Raw genomic sequence first — 22,235 nt, 5'->3', positions numbered from 1 at the left:
TCGGGCGTGCCGCAACGGCCCCGCGTTGACCCGTTATGCTGGCGCTGCGGCACTTGTGGGCGAATTGCGGCTCGAAGCAGAGGGCGGGCAATCGCCCCCCGGGGCGACGGTGCTCACGCGCGAAAGTCCGCGGGAACTCCGTCGAATATCCGTGACCCGCCGCCAGTGTGGCAAACTTCGCGGTTGATCGCTGCCCGACCCGGCACGATATTCTCCTGCCGTCCGGCGCGCACTGGCCCCAGGGTCAATACGGCGCCGGAGCGCAACGAAGACGCAAAAGGATTCGCTTGAAACTTCCCTACGAATGGCAGATAGGCTGGCGCTACACCCGCGCCGGCAAACGCACGACCGGCAACGGGTTCATCTCGTTCATCGCGCTCATTTCGATGTCGGGCATCGCGCTCGGCGTCGCGGCGCTGATCGTCGTGCTCTCGGTGATGAACGGCTTCCAGCGCGACGTGCGCGACCGCATGCTCTCCGTGCTCGCGCACATCGAGATCTTTTCGCCCACGGGCACGATGCCCGACTGGCAGCTCACCGCGAAGGAAGCGAAGACCAATCCTGAAGTCATCGGCGCGGCGCCTTACGTGGACGCCCAGGCGCTGCTCACGCGCGGCGACAGCGTAAACGGCGTCGCGCTGCGCGGCATCGAGCCTTCCGAGGAGCCGCAGGTTTCGGACATCGGTAAGGAAATGAAGGCGGGCAGCCTGAACGATCTCACGCCCGGCAGCTTCGGCATCGTGCTCGGCGCGGATCTCGCCGTGAACCTGGGCGTGACGGTGGGCGACAAGGTCACGCTCGTCGCGCCCGAGGGTTCGATCACGCCGGCCGGCATGTTGCCGCGCCTGAAGCAGTTCACGGTGATGGGCGTGTTCGAGTCGGGCCACTACGAGTACGACAGCACGCTCGCACTCACCAACATCCGCGACGCCGAAGTGCTTTATCGCTTAGGCGCGCCAAGCGGCGTGCGCCTGCGTCTGAAGGACATGCAGCGCGCACCGGCGGTGGCGCGCCAGCTCGTGCATACGCTCTCGGGCGACCTCTATATCCGCGACTGGACGCAGCAGAACAAGACCTGGTTCTCGGCCGTGCAGATCGAAAAACGCATGATGTTCATCATTCTCACGCTCATCATCGCGGTCGCGGCGTTCAATCTCGTTTCGTCTCTCGTCATGACCGTCACCAACAAGCAGGCCGATATCGCGATCCTGCGTACGCTCGGCGCGCAGCCGGGCTCGATCATGAAGATCTTCGTCGTGCAGGGCGTGACGATCGGCTTCGTGGGCACGGCCATCGGCATCGCGCTCGGTTGCCTGATCGCGTGGAGCATTCCATGGAGCGTGCCGGCGATCGAGCATCTGCTTGGCATTCAGTTCCTGCCGCCTTCGGTTTATTTCATCAGCGAGCTGCCTTCGGAACTCGTGGCTTCCGACGTGATGCGCATCGGCGTGATCGCGTTCGTGCTGTCCGCGCTCGCCACGCTCTATCCGAGCTGGCGCGCGGCCAAGGTTCGTCCCGCGGAGGCGCTGCGCTATGAATGACCGTCAATCGCTCATCGCCGCGGCGGGCGACTATCCGTACGTGCTCGAAGCGCACGGCGTCTCGAAGGTGTTTGGCCAGGGCCCGCTTGCGGTGCAGGTGCTGCACGACACCGATCTGAAAGTGAAGCGCGGCGAGAAGCTCGCTGTGGTGGGCGCGTCGGGCTCGGGCAAAAGCACGCTGCTGCACGTGCTCGGCGGCCTCGACGAGCCGGGCGCGGGCAAGGTCTCGGTGCTCGGCAAGCCGTTCACCGAGCTATCCGAGCGCGAGCGCAACGAACTGCGCAATCGCGCGCTGGGCTTCGTCTATCAGTTCCACCATCTGCTGCCGGAGTTTTCGGCGCTCGACAACGTGGCGATGCCGCTGCGCATCCGCCGCATGACGCAGGAAGACGCGCGGGCCGAGGCGATGCAGATCCTCGAACGCGTAGGCCTCTCGCATCGCGCGCGCAACCGGCCGGGCGAGTTGTCGGGCGGCGAGCGCCAGCGCGTGGCCATCGCGCGCGCGCTCGTGACGAAGCCCGCTTGTGTGCTCGCCGACGAGCCCACGGGCAACCTCGACGGCGCGACGGCGGATAACGTCTTCAACCTGATGCTCGAACTCTCCGACCAGTTCGATACGAGCTTCGTGATCGTCACGCACGATTCCGACCTCGCGGCGCGCTGCGATCGCATCGTGCGCCTGCGCGACGGCATGCTGCAAGAGGAACCGGTCGTACCGGTCTGAGCCTTTTCGCGAGCGAGCGCCATGTGGACCGACACGCACTGCCATCTCGATGCCGCCGAGTTCGACGCCGACCGCGACGCGGTCGCGTCGGCGGCGCACGCGGCGGGCGTGTCGCGCATCGTGATCCCGGCGGTGGCGCGCGAGAACTTCGAAGTGGTGCGCGCGCTCGCGCATCGCACCGGGGGCGCGGTCTACGCGCTCGGCATCCACCCGCTTTATACGCCGCAGGCGCGTGACGAAGACCTTGATGTGTTGCGCCGCGAGATCGAGGCGAGTCTCGATGATCCGCGCTTCGTCGGCATCGGCGAGATCGGGCTCGATTACTTCGTGCCGGGGCTCGACGAGGCCCGTCAACAGCACTTCTACGATGCCCAGCTGCGCCTTGCGCGCGAGTTCGGCTTGCCGGCGATCTGCCATGTGCGCAAGTCGCAGGACCAGGTGCTCAAGGGGCTGCGCCGCAATGGCGTGAGAAGCGGTATCGCGCATGCGTTCAACGGCAGCTTCCAGCAGGCGCGAGCGTTCATCGATCAAGGGATGCATCTGGGCTTCGGCGGCAATGTGACGTTCGAGCGCGCGCTGCAGATCCGCAGGCTCGCGCAGCAGTTGCCGCTCGAGGCAATCGTCATGGAAACCGATGCGCCGGATATCTCACCCGCCTGGCTTTATCGCGCGCGCAACACCCCCGACCAGGTGCCGCACATCGGCGCCGTGCTCGCGGGCTTGAGGGGCTTGAGCCCCGCGGAACTCGCACTTGGCACGACGGCTAACGCGGCGGCTGCGTTGCCGCGGCTCGCGCTTTCGTCTGCATAATCGTTTCCAGGGTGGCGTGCACAACGCGCATTGAGCGCGGCGCGATTGACGTGGTCCGTGCATTCAGCCCCCTCGTTGCGAGGAGGCAGGATGCGGGCGATAGGGTGCGGGTTTGCGCTGGGCGTGATTGCCTTGCAGCGACAGGCTGCGTTACCGGGGGCGGGCGCGTGGGTCTGGCTCGTTCTGGCAACCGTACTTGCGGCCGGGTGGGCAGCATGGGCGCTGGGCGCGGCCCAACCGGCGGATGAATCTCACGAAGCGTCTCGCCGGGTGTTCGGCTTGTCTTGCTGGCGACGCTGGCGCATCGCGAGCGGCTGGGCGGCGGTGTGGTTTGCGGCCGGATGCGCGGGCTTTGGCTACGCGGCATGGCGCGCCGAAGCGCGACTTGCAGAGGCGCTTCCGGCTGCCTGGCAGGCGCGCGACATAGGCATCACCGGCTATATCTCCAGCTTGCCTTCTTACGGCGCGAACGGCGTGAGCTTCCTCTTTCGTGTCGAATCCTGGGAAACGCACAAAGCCGCTACGCCGCTGCCGCATCTGATTCAATTGTCGTGGGTGGCGCGCGAGGCGCCGCTGCCGCCGCTCGTGCCCGGCGCGCGCTGGCGCCTTGCCGTGCGGCTCAAACGCCCGCATGGAAACGGCAACTTCGGCCTGCGCGACGCGGAAGCCGCGCTGCTCGCGCGCGGCGTGCGCGCCAACGGCTATGTAAGCGATCCCCAGCATGCCGTGCGTCTGCCCGTTGACGCAACCGGCATCGGCGTGCGCATCGAGCGGGCGCGCGCCGCGCTGCGTGCGCGCGTCGACGCGGTGCTCGGCGATGCGCCGCATCGCGGCATCGTCGTCGCGCTCGCAATCGGCGCGCAGGACGCGATCAGCGATGCGGACAGGCGTCTCATGCGCAATACGGGCACGAGCCATCTGGTGGCGATTTCCGGGCTGCATCTCGCGTTCGTCGCGGGGCTCGCAGGGTGGGGCGCGGGCGCGCTGTGGCGGCGCGCGCGCTGGTGCGGCGTCGAGGCGCCGCTCATCGTGCCCGCGCAGAAGGTAGCCGTTGCGGGCGCATTGCTCGCGGCGGGAGTCTATGCCGCGCTCGCCGGCTTCAATGTGCCGGTGCAGCGCGCGCTCTGGATGCTGGCGGTCGTTGCGCTCGCGCTGTTCGCCGGGCGCGAGGTCGCGCGCTCGCACGTGCTCGCGTGGGCGCTCGGCCTTGTGCTGCTGCGCGATCCGTGGGCGGTGACGGCAGCCGGCTTCTGGCTCTCGTTTTGCGCGGTCGGGGCGATCCTGTTCGCGGCGAGTGGCGTGCCGCGCTTGCACACGGACGCGCCGCAGGATTCTGCCGCCGACGCCGCCGATCCGATGCGCGACCGAACTGAACCATTGGCGGGGCCAACCGCGCGCGACGGCTGGCTGCGACGTCTCGCGGCCATGATTTTTCCGGCCGGCGGCTGGCGTGGGGCGATACGACGTCTTGCGTCACGCCTCGGCGATAGCGCTCGCGTGCAGTGGGCCGTGACGCTGGCGCTCGCGCCGCTCACGGCGTACTGGTTCGCGCAAATACCGCTCGTCGGTCCGCTCGCCAACGCGCTTGCGATTCCCTGGGTGAGCATGCTCGTCACGCCGCTGGTCATCGCGAGCGCAGCGCTGCCCGCGCCGATCGACGCACTTGCGCTGCGCGTGGCGCATACCTGCCTCGATTGGCTGGTCGTGGCGCTGAGCGCTATGGAGAGCCTGCCGTGGGCGGTTCTGCGGTTGCCGCAACCCGGAGTGTGGCCGCTCGCCTGTGCTGCCTTGGGCGTCGTTTGGTGGCTTGCGCCGCGCGGCTGGCCGCTGCGCTGGATCGCGCCCTTCACGTGGCTGCCGTTACTGGTGCCGGCGCCCACGGGCCCCCAGCCGGGCGCTTTCCGGCTCACGGCGCTCGACATTGGGCAGGGCACATCGGTGCTGGTCGAAACCGCCCGGCATCGCCTGCTTTTCGACGCGGGCCCGGGCCCCGAGTCCACGCAGGCGGGCGAGCGCATCGTCGTTCCGTATCTGCAGGCGCACGGCATAGGGCGCCTCGATGCGCTGATGATCAGCCACGACGACTCCGATCATTCGGGCGGCGCGCAAGCTGTGCTCGATGCCGTCGACGTAGGGACATTCGTGGCCGGCATCCTGCCCGCGCATCCGCTTTGGGCGAGCGCGCGCACAAAGAGCGCGCAGATCGTGCAATGCGCCGCGGGCCAGCGCTGGCAATGGGACGGCGTCGACTTCGAGGTGCTGTGGCCCGACCCCGGGCCGCTCGCGGGCAAACCCAATGCGCATTGCTGCGTCCTGCGGGTGACAACGGCGGCAAGCGCCGTGTCCGACGCGCAAGACGGCCCGATTTCCGCGCTGCTCGCCGCCGACATCGAAGCGGGCGACGAACGCACGCTGGTCGCGCGCGACCCTGTGCGGCTGCGCTCACAGGTGCTGGTCGTGCCGCACCACGGCAGCCGCAGCTCGTCGACTGAACCGTTCCTCGATTCTGTCTGGCCGCTCGTCGCGATATTTCAGGTAGGCTATCTGAACCGCTTTCATCACCCGCATCCGGGCGTCTACGCGCGCTACGCGGCCCGCCACATCGTGCTCGCGCGCAGCGACGCGGATGGCGCCGCGCGGGTCGAGGCGCGACCCGGCGCACTCGCCGTCGAGCGCTTTCGCGATACGCAGCGGCGCTACTGGATGGACCTGCCAACGCAGGACTGACGCGCCGGGCCAATAGCAGCGTGAGCGAAAGCGCGAACGACGAACGAGATCAACAAAATAGAGAGACACGCCGCCTTTGAAAAACGTCATCCATTTCTCGCACGCGAACGGCTTTCCGGCCTCGACGTATCGTACGTTCTTCGCCGAACTGGGCGACAACTACGAACTGCGCTACATCGAGCGCATCGGGCACGACCCGCGCTTTCCCGTCACCCGCGACTGGCCGCATCTGGTCGAGCAACTGCTCGACGACATTGGGCGCACCTACGAAGAGCCCGTCTGGCTCGTCGGCCATTCGCTCGGTGGCTATCTGTCGCTGATGGCCGCGCTGAAAAAGCCGCAGTGGGTCAAGGGCGTCGTGATGCTCGATTCGCCCGTGATCGCGGGGTGGCGCAGCAGCATGCTGCGAGTCTCGCAGTGGACCGGCCTTGACGAGCGCCTGTCGCCTGCCGTCGCCACGCGCACGCGCCGCACGAACTGGGCGAGCCGCGACGAGGCCTGGCGGCATTTCCATTCGAAGGCGGCGTTCGCGCGCTGGGACGAGCGCGTGCTGTCCGACTATGTCGACTTCGGCATTCCTCAGACCTCGGTCGACGGCGGCCGCACGCTCGCCTTCGACCGCCTGACCGAATACATGATTTACCGCACGCTGCCGCACACGCTCGGCGCGCGGCTCGTGCACGGGTCGCCCGTGCCGGTGAGCTTCGTCGCGGGCACGCAGTCGCGTGAAGTCCGCCAGGTCGGGCTTGCGGCAACACGGCGCATCGCCGGCGAGCGCTTCGAGTGGATCGAGGGCAGCCATCTGTATCCCATGGAGCGTCCGATCGAGACCGCGCGCGCGGTGCAGCGCATGCTTTACGCCATGGAAAACGGAGCCTGAGTGGCCGCTTCCCGGCGTGGTTGCTTGCACGGCAGGGTAGAGCGCGGGGCAACGCGCCGCGCGTCGTTTCTGCCCGCTCAAAATTCAGGGTTAGCCCTTGCTTTCAGGTATAATCCGTTTTTCCCGCGAGCATCCAGCGATGACCAAATATGTTTTCGTCACCGGCGGCGTAGTTTCCTCCCTTGGCAAGGGTATTGCCGCCGCCTCCCTCGCCGCGATCCTCGAATCGCGCGGTCTGAAAGTCACCCTCCTCAAGCTCGATCCCTACATCAACGTCGACCCCGGCACGATGAGTCCGTTTCAGCACGGCGAAGTGTTCGTGACGGAAGACGGAGCGGAAACCGACCTCGACCTTGGCCACTATGAGCGCTTCATCTCCACGAAGATGCGCAAGGCCAACAACTTCACCACGGGCCAGATCTACGAATCGGTGATCCGCAAGGAACGCCGCGGCGACTATCTGGGCAAGACCGTGCAGGTCATTCCGCACATCACGAACGAGATCCAGGCATTCATCGAACGCGGCGCCGCATCGGCGACGTGCGGCGAGCCGGATGTCGCGATCGTCGAAGTGGGCGGCACGGTGGGCGACATCGAATCGCTGCCGTTCCTCGAGGCCGCGCGTCAGATGAGCCTGCGTCTTGGCCGCAACAGCGCGTGCTTCGTGCACCTCACGCTGGTGCCGTTCATCGCCACGGCGGGTGAACTCAAGACCAAGCCCACGCAGCACAGCGTGCAGAAGCTGCGCGAAATCGGTATCTATCCGAACGTGCTGCTGTGCCGCGCCGATCGCCGCATTCCCGACGACGAGCGCTCGAAGATCTCGATGTTCTCGAACGTGCCCGAAGACGCCGTGATCTCGGTGTGGGACGCCGACAGCATCTACAAGATCCCGCAGATGCTGCACGACCAGGGCCTCGACTCGATCGTCTGCGACGAACTGAAGCTCTCCGCGAAGCCGGCCGATCTGTCGATCTGGGCGGAAATGGTCGAGAAGCTCGAGCATCCGAAGCACGAAGTCACGATCGGCATGGTCGGCAAGTACGTCGACCTGACCGAGTCGTACAAGTCGCTTATCGAAGCGCTGCGTCACGCGTCGATCAAGACCTCGGCGAAGGTGAACATCGAGTACATCGACTCCGAGCAGATCGACGAAGAGGGTGTCGAGAGCCTCAAGCATCTCGACGCGATCCTCGTGCCGGGCGGTTTCGGCCGTCGCGGCACCGAAGGCAAGATCAAGGCCATCCAGTACGCTCGCGAAGCGAAGGTGCCGTACCTCGGCATCTGCCTCGGCATGCAGCTCGCCGTCATCGAATTCGCGCGCGACGTGGTGGGCCTGAAGCACGCGAACAGCACGGAATTCGATCCGGACACGCCCGACCGTGTCGTCGCGCTCATCACCGAATGGGCCGACCGAGAAGGCAAGGTCGAGAAGCGCACCGAAGACTCGGACCTCGGCGGCACGATGCGGCTGGGTTCGCAGCGCTGCCCGATCAAGCCCGGCACGCTGGCAGCAGAGATCTATGGCAAGGACGTGAACGAGCGTCACCGCCACCGTTATGAAGTCAATAACGGCTACGTGCCCAAGCTCGAGGCGGGCGGCCTCATCATCAGCGCCCGTACCCCGAGCGAAGACCTGCCGGAAATGATGGAGCTGCCGCGCGATATGCACCCGTGGTTCGTCGGCGTCCAGTTCCACCCGGAATTCACGTCCACGCCGCGTGACGGCCATCCGCTGTTCAAGGCATACGTCGAAGCGGCGGTCGCGCACCAGCAGGCGCACGCTGAGGAGAAAGCATGAACCTGTGCGGTTTCGAGGTTGGCCTCGACAAGCCGTTCTTCATGATCGCAGGCACCTGTGTCGTCGAATCTGAGCAGATGACGATCGACACGGCGGGCCGCCTGAAGGAAATCACGTCGAAGCTTGGCATCCCGTTCATCTACAAGTCGTCCTACGACAAGGCCAATCGTTCGAGCGGCAAGTCGTTTCGCGGCCTCGGGATGGACGAGGGCCTGCGCATCCTTTCCGAAGTGAAGCGTCAGCTCGGCGTGCCGGTGCTGACCGACGTGCACTCGGAAGAAGAGATCGGGCCCGTGGCATCGGTCGTGGACGTGCTGCAAACGCCCGCGTTCCTGTGCCGCCAGACCGACTTCATCCACGCGTGTGCGCGCTCGGGCAAGCCTGTCAACATCAAGAAAGGTCAGTTCCTCGCGCCGCACGACATGAAGAACGTGATCGACAAGGCCCGCGAGGCCGCGCGTGAGGCGGGTCTTTCCGAAGACCGCTTCTTCGCCTGTGAGCGCGGTGTTTCGTTCGGTTACAACAACCTCGTCTCGGACATGCGCTCGCTCGCTATCATGCGCGAGACGGGTGCGCCGGTCGTGATGGATGTGACCCACTCGGTGCAGTTGCCGGGCGGGCAGGGCACGAGCTCGGGCGGTCAGCGCGAATTCGTGCCGGTGCTGGCCCGCGCGGCCGTCGCCACGGGCGTGGCAGGTCTCTTCATGGAGACGCACCCGAACCCCGCGCAGGCGAAGTCCGACGGCCCGAACGCCGTACCGCTGAACCGCATGGCCGACCTGCTCGAAACCCTCGTGACGCTCGACCAGGCGGTCAAGCGCACGCCGTTCCTCGAGAACGACTTCAGCTGAGCCGGGAATTACGCAGTACGGCGCGCCGCTTCGATTGCATGAGCGGCGCGATGGAGGAGCGGCGCGGCGCAACGCACCGCGCTCGATGTACAAGGCAGCGTGGCAGCGCATCGGTCACAGGAACGTGAGCGTCGCGCTGCGGCAAGTTGAACCTGGCGAGCGCGCAGCCTGTCCCATGTGACGGTGTGCCCCGAACGAGCATAGAAACTGTGCCTCGCGGGCCGATGCAGCAGGCGGCGCAGCTCGCGCAAGAATTACTGTCATTTCCTGAGGAAACCATGAGTGCAATCGTAGATATCATCGGTCGCGAGATTCTGGATTCGCGCGGCAATCCCACCGTCGAATGCGACGTGCTGCTCGAATCGGGCACGATGGGCCGCGCGGCAGTGCCGTCGGGCGCATCCACGGGCTCGCGCGAAGCGATCGAACTGCGCGACGGCGAAGCCGGCCGCTACAACGGCAAGGGCGTGCTGAAGGCCGTCGAGCACATCAACACCGAAATCTCCGAGGCGATCATGGGCCTCGACGCGTCGGAACAAGCCTTCCTCGACAAGACCCTGCTCGAGCTCGACGGCACCGACAACAAGTCGCGCCTCGGCGCAAACGCCATGCTGGCCGTTTCGATGGCCGTCGCGAAGGCTGCCGCTGAAGAAGCCGGCCTGCCGCTGTACCGCTACTTCGGCGGCTCGGGCGCGATGCAGCTGCCGGTCCCGATGATGAACATCGTCAACGGCGGCGCGCACGCGAACAACAGCCTCGATATTCAGGAATTCATGATCGTGCCGGTGAGCCAGCCGACCTTCCGTGAAGCGCTGCGTTGCGGCGCGGAAGTGTTCCACGCGCTCAAGAAGATCCTCTCGGATCGCGGCATGAGCACGGCTGTGGGTGACGAAGGCGGCTTCGCGCCGAATTTCGGCAGCAACGACGAGTGCCTCTCGACCATCCTGCAAGCCATCGAGAAGGCCGGCTACCGCGCCGGTGAAGACGTCCTGCTCGCGCTCGACTGCGCAGCGAGCGAGTTCTACCACGACGGCAAGTACCAGCTCGCGGGCGAAGGCCTGCAACTGTCGTCGGCCGAATTCGCCGACTACCTCGCAACGCTCGCCGACAAGTTCCCGATCGTCTCGATCGAAGACGGCATGCACGAGTCCGATTGGGCCGGCTGGAAGCTGCTGACCGACAAGCTCGGCAAGAAGGTCCAGCTCGTGGGCGACGACCTGTTCGTGACCAACACGCGCATCCTGAAGGAAGGCATCGAGAAGGGCATCGCCAACTCGATCCTCATCAAGATCAACCAGATCGGCACGCTGACGGAAACCTTCGCGGCAATCGAGATGGCCAAGCGCGCCGGTTATACGGCCGTGATCTCGCACCGCTCGGGCGAAACTGAAGACTCGACGATCGCCGACATCGCCGTGGGCCTGAACGCGGGTCAGATCAAGACCGGTTCGCTTTCGCGCAGCGACCGCATCTCGAAGTACAACCAGCTGCTGCGCATCGAGGAAGATCTCGGTGATATCGCCAGCTACCCGGGCAAGTCGGCGTTCTATAACCTCCGCTAAGCGGACCCAGCGCCGGCAGCAGCCTTGCTGTCACCCTTCGTCATCTCTCTCCGCCGCCCTGCGTATAGCGCAGGGCGGCGTGTATTTATCCGGCACCTTTCATGCGGCTTGTCACTGTCGTTCTGATCATCCTGCTTGTGCTGATCCAGTACCCGCTCTGGTGGGGCCATGGTGGTTGGCTGCGTGTCCACGAACTGCAGCAGCAACTCGCGCAGCAGCAAAAGCAGAACGACGACGAGAAACTGCGCAACGAACGCATTGCGGGCGAAGTGCAGGATCTGCAGAACGGCACGGCGGCGGTCGAGGAGCGTGCCCGCTATGAAATGGGCATGGTGAAGGACAGCGAAGTGTTCGTGCAGTTCGTTTCGCCGAACCAGACGCCGCCGGTTACTCCGAGCGGTTCGTCGAACACCTCGACGCGCGGCGAGATGTCGGCGGCGCCGGTGAGGGTGGTGCCGAACCCCGTTTCGCGTGTGCCGGAGAAGAAGCACGGCCACGGGAAGGAAGCGAAGAAGGCGGGTTGAGTGCGCTGCTTGCGCTGAGCACGCGGCATCGAGCCGCGCCTTTTTTCGTTGTGCGCGTTCGCGTCGCGACGCCGCGCGATTACCAGCCCCAGCCTGGATAGCCGTAGCCAATCCCCGTACCCCAGCCGTGCCCCCAACCGCCGCTGTAATAGCTGCCGTAGACGGTGACCGGCGGCGCGTACGCGCGCGACCAGGCTTGCGCCGCGGCTTCCGCGGCCATGGCGTTGTCCTGTTCGGCGAGCACCTGACGGTCGATCGCGTCGTAGCGCGCTTTTTCGTCGGGCGTGAGCACGGGTGCGGTAACCGGCAGGCCCGACTGCGCCGGGGGCAGTCGGCTGTAGATCGGCGACGGGCCCGGCGGGTCCATCATGCAGCCGCTCGTCGACGCAACGGCCGCGCCGAGCGTCGTAAGTACGAGCAACGCGCTTACGCGCGGCCTGCGGTCACGCAATGGACGTACGAAGCGCTTGTTCTTGATCATGCTCCTCTCCATCTGTCGGACGCCTAAGCAATTTGCGATCAAGGCAGATCCGCATACCGATCCGGTCCCCGGGCCTGTCGACGTGCCGCTGCCCAGGGCGGCGACGCAACCCGCGTTGCGCCGCATCGGCGTTATCGCCTCAATGTGCCCTGGTCCGCCTCAGTTTGCCTCAGTGGCGACGCTCCGCAGCGGGGCTCACGCTTTCTGAGAGCCCCGTCACGGCAAAAAGTTGCGCGACGTCCACGGGGTCGAACTCATAGCGCTGATTGCAGTAGTCGCAATGAATCTCGACATGACCGCGTTCCTCGATCACGCCGTCGACTTCCTCGCGGCCCAGCATCTTGAGCATCGCGCCCACCTTCTCGCGCGAGCACGAACACTGGAAGCGCGGCGCCAGCGGCTCGAAGTGACGCACGTTCTCTTGCCAGAAGAGGCGGCGGAACAAGGTCTCGCCGTCTTCCTTGAGCATTTCGTCGCGCGTGAGCGTGCCGCCGAGCGTGCAGACACGCTCCCAGGTATCGAGGTCGTGCTCGCCCTGGTGCGGCACGATCCCGCCGTCGCCCGGCAGCTTCTGGAGCAGCATGCCGACCGCGCGGTCGTCGTTGGCGGCGAGCCAAAGGCGCGAGTCGAGCTGTTCCGAGTGATGCATGTAATGCTCGAGCACGGCAGCGATCGACTTGAGCGGGCCGTCTTCGCCGTTCAGCGGCACGATGCCCTGGTAGGGCTGCTGGCCCGGTTGCTTTTTCGCGGGGTCGAGCGTGATCACGCAGCGGCCCTGGCCGTCCGGATTCACGAGGTCGGCGAACGTGAGTTCCTCGCCGAGCGGCAGGGCGTTTTCGCCCGTGAAGTCTTCGCCGAGGCGGGCGGTCGCGCGCATCGTCAGATCCGAGCCGCACTGCACGACCAGCATCTTCACGGGGCCGTCGCCGAAGATCTGCATGATCAGCGTGCCGTCGAACTTGAGATTCGCCGAGAGCAACGCGCACGCCGCCATCATCTCGCCGAGCACGGTGCGCACGGGTGCCGGATACTGGCGGCGCTTGAGCACTTCCTGCCACGTGTTGCCCAGCGAGACGATCTCGCCGCGCACTGGCGCTGCGCTGAACATGAATTTTTGCAACTGGTCGTTCACAATCTTTTCCTTCGTTTCAATCGGGGCGGCGCGGCCCGCGCCGCACACGGCGAGAGCGTGGCGCTCTCAACCGATGCGCACGAGCTGCGCCTTGAAATATTCGCGGCGCTGCGCGTAGACATCCGCGTTGCGCTTGAGACCGGCGATGTCGGCCTCGGTCAGCTCACGCACGACCTTGGCCGGCGCGCCGAGAATCAGCGAGTTGTCGGGGAACACCTTGCCTTCCGTGACCACCGCACCCGCGCCAACCAGACAGTTGCGGCCGATTACCGCGCCATTCAAGACCACGGCCTGAATGCCGATCAGTGCGCCTTCCTTCACGGTGCAGCCGTGCAGCATGGCCTGGTGGCCCACGGTCACGTTCGCTTCGAGCGTGAGCGGGTAGCCGGGGTCCGTGTGGAGCACCGCGCCTTCCTGAACGTTGCTGCGCGTGCCGACGGTGATCGGCTCGTTGTCGCCGCGCAGCGTCGCGCCAAACCAGACGCTCGCGTCTTCGGCCAGTTCAACCTTGCCGATGACGACCGCGTTGTCCGCGACGAACACGCTTTCGTGAATGGTCGGTGCGGCTTCGCCAAGCTTGTAGATGGCCACGGTGTTGAGTCTCCTATGTCTTTCGGGGCTGCTGCCGGTCTGCGGGCGACGCGCAACGGCTGCGGACGACGCAAGGCAGGTGAATCGCGTATTGTAAACGGTTGCGTGCGCGATCCGCCTGGGGGCTTTTCGGGCGCCCGCGCGCGTCAGCTTTTCAGTCCCGCTTTTCGGTCCCTGTTTCCTCTGCCGATGAATTCCGTTTTCTCCGCCGCCAGCACGAGCGCTGATGTCCCAACACCAACAGATGCCCAGCCCGCCTGTTGGCGCGTCGTGGCGCTCGCAGCGCTGCGCGAATGCGACCCGGTCGCCAAGGCCGATGCGGTGCGCACACTGCACGCGCAAACTCAGGCTCAGGCCGCCACGCCTCGCTGGGAACCGCAACGCGTCATCGCGACGCCGGCCGGCTTGCCTGGCCGCCCCGCCGAGCCACCGCTCGTCGAGCCGCGCGAACTGCAGCGCCGCAGCATGAGTACGCCTCAGGGCCGTGTGGTGCTGCTGCACGCGCTGGCCCACATCGAATTCAACGCGATCAATCTCGCGCTCGACGCGGTCTGGCGCTTCCCCGCCATGCCCGACGGCTTCTACGCCGACTGGCTCAAGGTCGCGGCAGAAGAGGCGTATCACTTCTCGCTGCTGCGCGCGCGGCTCGCCGACTATGGTCACGCATACGGCGACTTCCCCGCGCACAACGGCCTATGGGAAATGTGCGAGCGCACCAGCGCCGACGTGCTCGCGCGCATGGCGCTCGTGCCGCGCGTGCTGGAGGCGCGCGGGCTCGACGCCTCGCCGCCCATACGCGCACGCCTGAAGCAGGCTGGCGACGATGAATCGGCCGCGATCCTCGACATCATTCTGCGCGACGAAGTGGGACACGTGCGCATCGGCAATCATTGGTTCCGCCACCTGTGCGAGGCACGCGATCTCGACCCGCACGCGGCGTGGCTCGCGCTCGCCGAGCAATACCACGCGCCGCGCATGCGCGGCCCATTCAACTTCGAGGCGCGCCGCTCGGCGGGTTTCGACGAAGCCGAACTGGATGCGCTGGCGGCCCAGGACGCCGCGAAGCCGCCAACGGAGCGGCAATCGAACGAATGACCTACCACGAATGACGTACTGCAAGCGCCCAGCGCCTATATAATCGAACGATCATTCTTTTTTGCGGCAGCGCAAATGAATCAATCCCGATCCGAATCCGTCGACGTCAATGGCATCCGGCTGCATGTGCGCCGCTGGGGCGCAGAGGGCGCGCCCGTGCTCTTTATGCTGCACGGCTGGATGGACGTGGCGGCGTCGTTCCAGTTTGTCGTCGATGCGCTGGATCCACGCGGCGGTGACTGGCAGGTCATCGCGCCCGACCTGCGCGGCTTCGGCCTCTCCGACTGGCCCGTTGCGCGGGGACAGGGCAGCAACTACTGGTTCCCCGACTACCTCGCCGATCTCGATGCGCTGCTCGCCCATTACGCGCCCGAGGGACAGGTGGATCTCGTCGGGCATAGTCTCGGCGCGAACATCGTGTGCCTCTATGCGGGCGTGCGGCCCGAGCGCGTGCGCCGCGTGGTCGACCTGGAGGGTTTCGGGCTGCCGGCGCCGTCACCCAGACAGGCGCCGGGCCGCATGCGCGAGTGGCTCGACGAAGTGCGCACGCCGCCGCAACTGCGCACGTACGCGTCGCTCGACGAGGTGGCCGCGCGGCTCGTGAAGACCAATCCGCGTCTGATTGCACCGCGCGCGCGCTTCCTCGCAGAACACTGGTCGAAGCCGGACGGCGAGGGCGGCTATGTGCTGCTCGGCGATCCGGCGCACAAAATGCGCGGTCCGCTGCTGTACCAGCTCGACGAGGTGATGGCGATCTGGTCGCAGGTGAGTGCAAAGGTGCTGCACGTCGAAGCGGCCGGCTCCGAGACGCTCGCGCGGATCGCGGGGGCGGTGCCCATCGACGAATTCAAGCAGCGTTTCGAGGCGTTTGCCGATTGGCGCGAACGTATCGTCGACGGGGCGGGGCACATGGTGCACCACGACCAGCCGGAAGAGGTCGCGCGCCTGATCGAGGCGTTCTGCGCGAAAGCGTAAGGCACATCGAGCGCGCATTCGGGCGTCGGCTACGCTTCAGGCGCCGCCCGACGACTTCACTGCGTTGCAGTAAAATGGAAGTTCATCCTTTTCCCGCATCCAATGAACGCCGATCTCCACTGTCACTCCACTGTCTCCGACGGCCAACTGGCCCCGGCTGCCGTCGCGCAGCTGGCGAAAGCGGGTGGCGTGGGCTTGTGGGCGCTCACCGATCATGACGTGCTCGGCGGCCAGCGCGAAGCGCGCGAGGCGGCCGAGGCGCTCGGCATGCGCTATTTGAGCGGCGTCGAGATTTCGGTCACCTGGGCGTCGCGCACGGTGCACATCGTCGGTTTGCATGTGGATCCCGAGTGCGCCGCGCTCGTCGACGGGCTCGCGCGTACGCGTGACGGCCGCGCGGCGCGCGCCGAAGCCATCGGCGAGCGGCTCGGCGAACTCGGCATTCCCGACGCGTACGAATGCGCATTCCAGTACGTCTCGAATCCCGACCTGGTCTCGCGCACCCACTTCGCGCGCTTTCTCGTGGAAAGCGGCCGTGCGCAGAACACCCAGGACGCGTTTTCGCGCTGGCTCGGCGAAGGCAAGCCCGGTTACGTCGCGCACCGCTGGGCCAGGCTCGCCGACGCCGTAGCGTGGATCAAGGCGGCGGGCGGCGAGGCGATCATCGCGCATCCGGGCCGCTATGCTTATACCCAGCTCGAATTCGACACGCTCTTCGGCGAATTCATCGATCTGGGCGGCAAAGCCATCGAAGTCGTCACCGGCAGCCATACGCGCGACCAGTACGCCGAGTACGCGGCCGTTGCGCGGCGCTTTGGCTTCGAGGCGTCGCGCGGTTCGGACTTCCATGCGCCCGGGCCCGACGCGATCGAGCCCGGCACGCTGCCGCCTTTGCCTTCCGATCTCAAGCCTGTCTGGGAGCGATGGCTGTAGGCCGCGCTCGGCGCGTGGCCCACTGATCCCGCCTGTTTGCTGCAAGGCGTTTCGCGCCGGTCAATCCAGCTTTGTCATCGCTTTGTGGTAACTACGTGCAGTCGCCTGCCGTTCCCGCGCATCGTCCCGCTGTTTTCACCGCCATTCGTCAGCTGATTACTGCCATGTCCCAGTTCTTTCGGCTTCACCCAGAAAACCCGCAGCCGCGTCTCGTCAAGCAGGCGGTGGAGATCATCCGCGACGGCGGTGTGATCGCATTGCCGACCGATTCGAGCTACGCGCTCGCCGCCCGCATCGACGACAAGCACGCCGCCGAGCGCCTGCGCCGCATCCGCGGGCTCGACGAAAAGGCGCTGCTCTCGCTGATGGTGCGGGACCTGTCCGAACTCGCGAACTTCGCCATGGTGGACAACCGCCAATACCGGCTCATCAAGGCGGTGACGCCGGGGCCGTATGTGTTCGTGCTGGTGGCGACGAAGGAAGTGCCGCGGCGCCTCTCGCATCCATCGCGCAAGACGATCGGCCTGCGCGTGCCCGGGCATCCGATACCGCTTGCGATTCTCGAAGAACTGGGCGAGCCGCTGCTTGCCTCCACGCTAATCCTCCCGCCCGACACCGAGCCGCTCAACGACCCCGAGGAGATTCGCGAGCGCCTCGAGAAGCAGGTCGATCTCGTGATCGACGGCGGGGCTTGCCCGTGCGAGCCGTCCACCGTGATCGATCTCACAGGGGAAGAACCGGTGCTCGTGCGGCCGGGGCGGGGCACGTTGGCGCCGTTCGGCATCGAGGAAGAAGAGGCGTGATGAGACATGCGCGGCGCGAACGTGGCCAGAGCGCATTGACGCATTGATACAATAGCCCGCCATGGAAGCCAATCTGATTCAGACAATCGTCGTCTACGCCTTGCCGGTGATCTTCGCGATCACGCTGCACGAAGCCGCGCACGGCTACGTCGCGCGCATGCTCGGCGACAACACCGCGTATGTACTCGGCCGCGTCTCGTTCAACCCGATGCGCCACATCGACCCGATCGGCACGATCGCCATGCCGCTCGTGCTCTATTTCCTGACGAACGGCGCGTTCGTGTTCGGTTACGCGAAGCCGGTGCCGATTGCCTTCAGTAATCTGCGCAATCCGCGCTGGGGCACCCTGTGGGTCGCGGCGGCCGGGCCGCTGTGCAACTTCGTGCAGGCCATCGTATGGGGCGTGTTCGGCGTGGGACTCGCGGTGCTCGGCGTTGACGAGCCGTTCTTCACGCGCATGGCCGCCGCCGGCGTGGGCGTGAATCTCGTGCTCGGCGTGCTGAACCTCTTTCCGCTGCCGCCGCTCGACGGCGGCCGCGTGCTCGGGGCGCTCCTGCCCACGCGCGCGAGCATTGCGCTCGCCCGTATCGAGCCCTACGGTTTCATCATCGTGATGGGGTTGCTCGTGAGTGGCATCTTCACGCGATTCTGGCTGCGCCCGCTCGTGAGTCTAGGTTACGACGCGGTCACGGCCATCCTTACCCCTCTTGTGTCGCTCTTTTCATAACATCATGTTCCCAGACCGTATCTTCTCCGGCATGCGGCCCACCGGGTCGCTGCACCTCGGCCACTATCACGGCGTGCTGAAAAACTGGGTGCGCCTGCAGTCCGAGTATCCGTGCTTCTTCTGCGTGGTCGACTGGCATGCGCTCACCACGCACTACGAAACGCCGGATGTCATCGAGAAGAACGTCTGGGACGTGCTGATCGACTGGCTCGCTTCGGGCATCGACCCGAACCAGGCCACGCTCTTCATCCAGAGCCGCGTGCCCGAGCACGCCGAACTCGCGCTGCTGCTCGGCATGAGCACGCCGCTGTCGTGGCTCGAGCGCGTGCCGACCTACAAGGAACAGATCGAAAAGCTGCGCGACAAGGACCTCGGTACCTACGGCTTCCTCGGCTACCCGGTACTGATGGCCGCCGACATCCTGCTGTACCGCGCGTCGCTCGTGCCGGTGGGCGAGGATCAGGTGCCGCACGTCGAGATGGCGCGCGAAATGGCCCGGCGCTTCAACTACATGTACGGCCGCGAGCCGGGCTTCGAAGAGAAGGCCAACGAGGCGGCGAAGAAGCTGGGTGGAAAGCGCTCGAAGCTCTACCACGAGCTGCGCAACGCTTATCAGCAGGAAGGCAATGACGAGGCGCTCGAACAGGCCCGCGCGATGCTTTCTGAGTCGCAAAGCCTCTCGATGAGCGATCGCGAGCGTCTCTTTGGCTACCTCGAAGGCTCGCGCAAGATCATCCTGCCGGAGCCGCAGGTGCTGCTGACGGAAGCCTCGCGCATGCCGGGCCTCGACGGCCAGAAGATGTCGAAGTCGTACGGCAACACCATCGGCCTGCGCGAAGACGCCGAGTCGATCACAAAGAAGGTCCGCACCATGCCGACCGACCCCGCGCGCGTGCGCCGCACCGATCCGGGCGATCCCGACAAGTGCCCGGTGTGGCAACTGCACCAGGTCTACACGGACGAGCAGACGCACGACTGGGTGCAGAAGGGCTGCCGCTCGGCCGGCATCGGTTGTCTGGAGTGCAAGCAGCCGGTGATCGAGGGCATTCTGCGCGAGCAGCAGCCCATGCTCGAGCGCGCGCAGAAGTACATGGACGACCCGTCACTGCTGCGTGCGATCGTCGCGGACGGCTGCGACAAGGCGCGCAAGTTCGCCAACGAGACGATGCGCGACGTGCGCGAGGCCATGGGCCTCTCGTACAGCTGATCGAGCCGATGACGTCGACGCCTGCCGCCGGTTCGCTGGCCCACGGGCTTGCCGAGCCGTCGCGCTGGGTGCGACGCTGGGCGCACCTCATCGCGCCCGGCGGCACGGTGCTCGACGTGGCCTCCGGCGCGGGCCGGCACACGCGCTGGCTGGCTGGCCAGGGGCACCCGGTGACGGCGCTCGATCGCGACGCCGCCGCCCTCGCCACGTTGCATGGCGTAGCAGGTGTCGCGACTCTAGAGTGCGACCTCGAAGGCGCGCCCTGGCCGCTCGCGCCGGACGCCCGCTTTGCCGCCGTGGTCGTCACGAACTACCTGCACCGCCCGCTCATGCCGCGTCTCATCGAGGCGCTGGCGCCGGGCGGCGTCCTGATCTACGAAACCTTCGCTCAGGGCAACGAGACGGTGGGAAAGCCATCGAACCCTGCTTTCCTGCTCGCGCCCGGCGAGTTGCTGGCGATCTGTACGCCGGCGCTGCGGGTAATCGCCTATCAGGATGGATTTCTTTCGCAGCCGCGTGAGGCGTATATTCAGCGCATCTGCGCGGTACGGGAAAAAACGACCTCAGAGTCCCTGGAAAGAGCCGGTAATGTACCGGAGAACCAGGTCCTTCCCGTAACGCGTTACGATCTGACCGGCTAATCCGCTACAATCGCGGTTTAACCGACTCATTTTTCTGGCGTTTCATGGCTAACGGCACTCAGGACGGCATTACGCTGCAAGGCAGCATTCCCGCGATCGTCACCCCCATGCACGAGGACGGCAGTCTCGACCTGTCGGCATTCCGCAAACTGATCGACTGGCACGTGGAAGAGGGGACGGATGCCCTCGTCGTCGTCGGTACGAGCGGGGAGTCCGCCACGCTGGACGTCGAAGAACACATCCTGATGATCAAGACGGCGGTCGAGCACGCCGCTGGCCGTATGCCGATCATCGCGGGCGCCGGCGGCAATTCCACCGCCGAGGCCATCGAACTCACGAAGCACGCGAAGGAAGTGGGCGCACAGGCGTCGCTCCAGGTCGTGCCCTATTACAACAAGCCGACCCAGGAAGGCATGTACCGTCACTTCGCGAAGATCGCGGAGGACGTGGACCTGCCGGTCATCCTCTACAACGTGCCGGGCCGTACGGTCGCGGACATGGCGAACGAGACCATCCTGCGTCTGGCCGAAGTGCCCGGCATCATCGCGGTGAAGGAGGCGACGGGTAACATCGACCGCGCCGCACACCTCATCAAGCATGCGCCGAAGGGCTTCAAGATTTTCAGCGGCGACGATCCCACGGCGATCGCGCTGATGCTGCTCGGCGGACACGGCAATATTTCGGTGACCGCGAACGTTGCGCCGCGCCAGATGAGCGACCTGTGCAAGGCCGCGCTCGCCGGCGACGCGAAAACGGCGCGCGCGATCCATATGAAGCTGTTGTCGCTGCACAAGAACCTGTTCATCGAATCGAATCCGATTCCGGTGAAGTGGGCGCTGCAGGAACTCGGCCGCATCGAAGGCGGCATCCGACTGCCGCTCACGCCGCTCGACGCGCGCTACTACGACGTGGTGCGCGCCGCGCTGCGCGAAGCCGGTCTGGCTGGCTGATCCAATCAGCCAGCCGCCGATTTTTCAACCGACGCCGCCACGGCCCACCCGCCCAATCACTGATAGACCTCGGACCGACCCCGGACCCACCGTCTCGCAGAGCAAGGCTTAGCGTTCCCGTATCACGAAGGCCCACATGAAACGTTCCGCTTTTTCCCTCCACGCAACCCGCATGGCGGTGCTGGCGCTTGCACTCGGCTCGCTCGCAGGCTGCGAGTCGCTGAACGACATGTTCGCGTCCGATCGCGTCAACTACAAGGACACGCCGACCGCGCCGCCGCTGAATGTGCCGCAGGATCTGTCATCGGCGCCGAACGACCAGAAGTACGTCGCGCCGCCGCCCACGATTACGCTTGGCGGCTCCGCTCAGCGCACGGTCACGCCGGCCGGCAACGCCACACTCGGCGTGCCTGATGCGCAGGATCCGTTCGGCATGCACGTGGAGCGCGACGGCGACCGCCGCTGGCTCGTGGTGGACGGCCGCTCGCCTGACGACGTCTGGCCGCAGTTGCAGGAATTCTGGACGGAAAATGGCTTCACGCTGACGACCGACTCGCCGTCCACGGGCATCATGACGACCGACTGGGCCGAGAACCGCGCCAACATTCCGGACGACTGGTTCCGCCGTACGATCGGCCGCGTGATCGACTTCGCGTACTCGTCGGGCACGCGCGACCGTTTCCGCGTGCTGGTTTCGCGTGGCCCGGACGGTCAAACGGACATTTCCGTCACGCATAACGCCATGGAAGAAGTGCTGACGGGCCAGGACAAGACGGGGTCGAAGTGGGTCGAGCGTCCGCGCGACCCGGCACTCGAAGCCGCGTTCCTGGCCAAGATCATGCAGAAGTTCGGCCTGACTGACGCGCAGTCCAAGGAACTGCTGACCGATGCGCGCCCATCGACGGCCGGCGTCAAGGTCGCTGCCGGTCCTGAAGGCACGACGCTGGACCTGCCCGAAGCGTTCGACACCGCGTGGCTGCGCGTGGGCCTCGCGCTCGATCGCACGAACTTCACGGTCGACAACCGCGACCGCGAAAAGGGCCTCTACTACGTGCGCTACGCCGATTCGATGCAGGAGCTCAAGGGCGATGGCCTGCTCGGCAAGCTTTTCTACAACCCGAAGAAGGCCACGAAGGATCAGGGTCCGGAATACGTCGTGGCGGTGCGCTCGACGGGCAATTCGACCCAGGTTGCCGTGGTCGACCAGAGCGGCCGCGTCGACACCTCGTCGGACGCCCAGCGCATCGTCTCCGCGCTCCACGCGCAGCTGAACTGACGTG

The 22,235-nt window shown here is 66.0% G+C and carries 21 protein-coding genes; 18 read left to right on the top strand and 3 right to left on the bottom strand.

Features of this window, described 5'->3' with window-relative positions:
• The first annotated feature begins 287 nt into the window (after positions 1 to 287).
• From M3A49_RS03210 to ftsB, 9 genes are all read left to right on the top strand, one after another.
• On the top strand, positions 288 to 1,541 hold the full coding sequence (locus M3A49_RS03210) for a lipoprotein-releasing ABC transporter permease subunit (protein ID WP_254352845.1): 1,254 nt from the start codon (positions 288 to 290) through the stop codon (positions 1,539 to 1,541).
• The gene (gene lolD / locus M3A49_RS03205; RefSeq protein WP_254352844.1) at positions 1,534 to 2,265 is read left to right on the top strand and encodes a lipoprotein-releasing ABC transporter ATP-binding protein LolD; all 732 of its coding nucleotides are present in this window, start codon (positions 1,534 to 1,536) and stop codon (positions 2,263 to 2,265) included. Before M3A49_RS03210 ends, lolD begins: the two co-directional genes overlap by 8 nt.
• A gap of 21 nt (positions 2,266 to 2,286) precedes the next feature.
• Positions 2,287 to 3,075, top strand: a complete 789-nt coding sequence (locus M3A49_RS03200) for a TatD family hydrolase (protein ID WP_254352843.1) — start codon at positions 2,287 to 2,289, stop codon at positions 3,073 to 3,075.
• 90 nt (positions 3,076 to 3,165) lie between these two features.
• A complete protein-coding gene (locus tag M3A49_RS03195) occupies positions 3,166 to 5,802 on the top strand; it encodes a DNA internalization-related competence protein ComEC/Rec2 (protein ID WP_266227445.1) in 2,637 nt (878 codons plus the stop codon).
• A 76-nt stretch (positions 5,803 to 5,878) separates the two neighbouring features.
• The gene (locus M3A49_RS03190; RefSeq protein ID WP_254352841.1) at positions 5,879 to 6,682 is read left to right on the top strand and encodes an alpha/beta fold hydrolase; all 804 of its coding nucleotides are present in this window, start codon (positions 5,879 to 5,881) and stop codon (positions 6,680 to 6,682) included.
• Between the two features lie 139 nt (positions 6,683 to 6,821).
• The gene (locus tag M3A49_RS03185) at positions 6,822 to 8,483 is read left to right on the top strand and encodes a CTP synthase (protein ID WP_254352840.1); all 1,662 of its coding nucleotides are present in this window, start codon (positions 6,822 to 6,824) and stop codon (positions 8,481 to 8,483) included.
• Complete coding sequence (gene kdsA / locus M3A49_RS03180; protein ID WP_266227444.1) at positions 8,480 to 9,334, top strand: 3-deoxy-8-phosphooctulonate synthase; 855 nt, start codon at positions 8,480 to 8,482, stop codon at positions 9,332 to 9,334. The genes M3A49_RS03185 and kdsA overlap by 4 nt, the downstream gene beginning before the upstream one ends.
• A 278-nt stretch (positions 9,335 to 9,612) precedes the next feature.
• Positions 9,613 to 10,896: a phosphopyruvate hydratase gene (gene eno / locus M3A49_RS03175; RefSeq protein WP_028216897.1), complete on the top strand. Its 1,284-nt coding sequence runs from the start codon at positions 9,613 to 9,615 to the stop codon at positions 10,894 to 10,896.
• Positions 10,897 to 10,997: 101 nt separating this feature from the next.
• Positions 10,998 to 11,420 (top strand): cell division protein FtsB, encoded by a 423-nt coding sequence (gene ftsB, locus M3A49_RS03170; RefSeq protein ID WP_110383976.1) that lies wholly within the window; start codon positions 10,998 to 11,000, stop codon positions 11,418 to 11,420.
• A gap of 79 nt (positions 11,421 to 11,499) precedes the next feature.
• Here ftsB and M3A49_RS03165 read toward each other — a convergent pair whose 3' ends face one another.
• The 3 genes from M3A49_RS03165 to M3A49_RS03155 form a co-directional block, all read right to left on the bottom strand.
• Positions 11,500 to 11,901, bottom strand: a complete 402-nt coding sequence (locus tag M3A49_RS03165; RefSeq protein ID WP_254352838.1) for a hypothetical protein — start codon at positions 11,899 to 11,901, stop codon at positions 11,500 to 11,502.
• 169 nt (positions 11,902 to 12,070) lie between these two features.
• Positions 12,071 to 13,033 carry an Hsp33 family molecular chaperone HslO gene (gene hslO, locus M3A49_RS03160; RefSeq protein WP_028204152.1) on the bottom strand — a complete coding sequence of 321 codons (963 nt, stop codon included), beginning with the start codon at positions 13,031 to 13,033 and terminating at the stop codon, positions 12,071 to 12,073.
• A 66-nt stretch (positions 13,034 to 13,099) separates the two neighbouring features.
• Positions 13,100 to 13,624 carry a gamma carbonic anhydrase family protein gene (locus M3A49_RS03155; protein WP_254352837.1) on the bottom strand — a complete coding sequence of 175 codons (525 nt, stop codon included), beginning with the start codon at positions 13,622 to 13,624 and terminating at the stop codon, positions 13,100 to 13,102.
• Between the two features lie 189 nt (positions 13,625 to 13,813).
• On the opposite strand from M3A49_RS03155, the gene M3A49_RS03150 reads away from it, so the two are divergent.
• The 9 genes from M3A49_RS03150 to bamC all read left to right on the top strand — a co-directional run bounded on the left by M3A49_RS03150 (position 13,814) and on the right by bamC (position 22,231).
• Entirely contained in the window at positions 13,814 to 14,719 is a 906-nt protein-coding gene (locus M3A49_RS03150; protein ID WP_266227443.1) for a ferritin-like domain-containing protein, read from the top strand.
• A gap of 75 nt (positions 14,720 to 14,794) precedes the next feature.
• Positions 14,795 to 15,694, top strand: coding sequence for an alpha/beta fold hydrolase (locus M3A49_RS03145; RefSeq protein WP_266227442.1), 900 nt, complete (start codon positions 14,795 to 14,797; stop codon positions 15,692 to 15,694).
• Positions 15,695 to 15,796: 102 nt separating this feature from the next.
• The gene (locus M3A49_RS03140; RefSeq protein ID WP_266227441.1) at positions 15,797 to 16,627 is read left to right on the top strand and encodes a 3',5'-nucleoside bisphosphate phosphatase; all 831 of its coding nucleotides are present in this window, start codon (positions 15,797 to 15,799) and stop codon (positions 16,625 to 16,627) included.
• A gap of 164 nt (positions 16,628 to 16,791) precedes the next feature.
• Positions 16,792 to 17,430, top strand: a complete 639-nt coding sequence (locus tag M3A49_RS03135; protein ID WP_266227440.1) for an L-threonylcarbamoyladenylate synthase — start codon at positions 16,792 to 16,794, stop codon at positions 17,428 to 17,430.
• Between the two features lie 61 nt (positions 17,431 to 17,491).
• Entirely contained in the window at positions 17,492 to 18,157 is a 666-nt protein-coding gene (locus tag M3A49_RS03130) for a site-2 protease family protein (protein ID WP_233881344.1), read from the top strand.
• A gap of 4 nt (positions 18,158 to 18,161) precedes the next feature.
• Positions 18,162 to 19,364 carry a tryptophan--tRNA ligase gene (locus tag M3A49_RS03125; protein WP_028204145.1) on the top strand — a complete coding sequence of 401 codons (1,203 nt, stop codon included), beginning with the start codon at positions 18,162 to 18,164 and terminating at the stop codon, positions 19,362 to 19,364.
• Between the two features lie 8 nt (positions 19,365 to 19,372).
• Positions 19,373 to 20,005 carry a class I SAM-dependent methyltransferase gene (locus M3A49_RS03120; RefSeq protein WP_266227439.1) on the top strand — a complete coding sequence of 211 codons (633 nt, stop codon included), beginning with the start codon at positions 19,373 to 19,375 and terminating at the stop codon, positions 20,003 to 20,005.
• Positions 20,006 to 20,049: 44 nt separating this feature from the next.
• The gene (gene dapA / locus M3A49_RS03115; RefSeq protein ID WP_266227438.1) at positions 20,050 to 20,955 is read left to right on the top strand and encodes a 4-hydroxy-tetrahydrodipicolinate synthase; all 906 of its coding nucleotides are present in this window, start codon (positions 20,050 to 20,052) and stop codon (positions 20,953 to 20,955) included.
• A gap of 136 nt (positions 20,956 to 21,091) precedes the next feature.
• Positions 21,092 to 22,231, top strand: coding sequence for an outer membrane protein assembly factor BamC (gene bamC / locus M3A49_RS03110; RefSeq protein WP_266227437.1), 1,140 nt, complete (start codon positions 21,092 to 21,094; stop codon positions 22,229 to 22,231).
• Positions 22,232 to 22,235: the final 4 nt, after the last annotated feature.

Origin of the sequence: Paraburkholderia sp. CNPSo 3076 (assembly GCF_026343935.1) — a bacterium.
Classification (GTDB): Bacteria; Pseudomonadota; Gammaproteobacteria; order Burkholderiales; family Burkholderiaceae; genus Paraburkholderia; species Paraburkholderia nodosa.
Note: the sequence above shows the minus strand (reverse complement) of the source record. Positions and strands in the feature narration are given on the sequence as shown.

What these genes read in the sequence shown, in the direction of transcription:
- lolD (WP_254352844.1), top strand. Translation starts at nt 1,534, where the DNA reads ATGAATGACCGTCAATCGCTCATCGCCGCGGCGGGCGACTATCCGTAC.
- M3A49_RS03200 (WP_254352843.1), top strand. Translation starts at nt 2,287, where the DNA reads ATGTGGACCGACACGCACTGCCATCTCGATGCCGCCGAGTTCGACGCC.
- M3A49_RS03195 (WP_266227445.1), top strand. Translation starts at nt 3,166, where the DNA reads ATGCGGGCGATAGGGTGCGGGTTTGCGCTGGGCGTGATTGCCTTGCAG.
- M3A49_RS03185 (WP_254352840.1), top strand. Translation starts at nt 6,822, where the DNA reads ATGACCAAATATGTTTTCGTCACCGGCGGCGTAGTTTCCTCCCTTGGC.
- kdsA (WP_266227444.1), top strand. Translation starts at nt 8,480, where the DNA reads ATGAACCTGTGCGGTTTCGAGGTTGGCCTCGACAAGCCGTTCTTCATG.
- eno (WP_028216897.1), top strand. Translation starts at nt 9,613, where the DNA reads ATGAGTGCAATCGTAGATATCATCGGTCGCGAGATTCTGGATTCGCGC.
- ftsB (WP_110383976.1), top strand. Translation starts at nt 10,998, where the DNA reads ATGCGGCTTGTCACTGTCGTTCTGATCATCCTGCTTGTGCTGATCCAG.
- M3A49_RS03165 (WP_254352838.1), bottom strand. Translation starts at nt 11,901, where the DNA reads ATGATCAAGAACAAGCGCTTCGTACGTCCATTGCGTGACCGCAGGCCG.
- M3A49_RS03150 (WP_266227443.1), top strand. Translation starts at nt 13,814, where the DNA reads ATGAATTCCGTTTTCTCCGCCGCCAGCACGAGCGCTGATGTCCCAACA.
- M3A49_RS03145 (WP_266227442.1), top strand. Translation starts at nt 14,795, where the DNA reads ATGAATCAATCCCGATCCGAATCCGTCGACGTCAATGGCATCCGGCTG.
- M3A49_RS03140 (WP_266227441.1), top strand. Translation starts at nt 15,797, where the DNA reads ATGAACGCCGATCTCCACTGTCACTCCACTGTCTCCGACGGCCAACTG.
- M3A49_RS03135 (WP_266227440.1), top strand. Translation starts at nt 16,792, where the DNA reads ATGTCCCAGTTCTTTCGGCTTCACCCAGAAAACCCGCAGCCGCGTCTC.
- M3A49_RS03130 (WP_233881344.1), top strand. Translation starts at nt 17,492, where the DNA reads ATGGAAGCCAATCTGATTCAGACAATCGTCGTCTACGCCTTGCCGGTG.
- M3A49_RS03125 (WP_028204145.1), top strand. Translation starts at nt 18,162, where the DNA reads ATGTTCCCAGACCGTATCTTCTCCGGCATGCGGCCCACCGGGTCGCTG.
- M3A49_RS03120 (WP_266227439.1), top strand. Translation starts at nt 19,373, where the DNA reads ATGACGTCGACGCCTGCCGCCGGTTCGCTGGCCCACGGGCTTGCCGAG.
- dapA (WP_266227438.1), top strand. Translation starts at nt 20,050, where the DNA reads ATGGCTAACGGCACTCAGGACGGCATTACGCTGCAAGGCAGCATTCCC.
- bamC (WP_266227437.1), top strand. Translation starts at nt 21,092, where the DNA reads ATGAAACGTTCCGCTTTTTCCCTCCACGCAACCCGCATGGCGGTGCTG.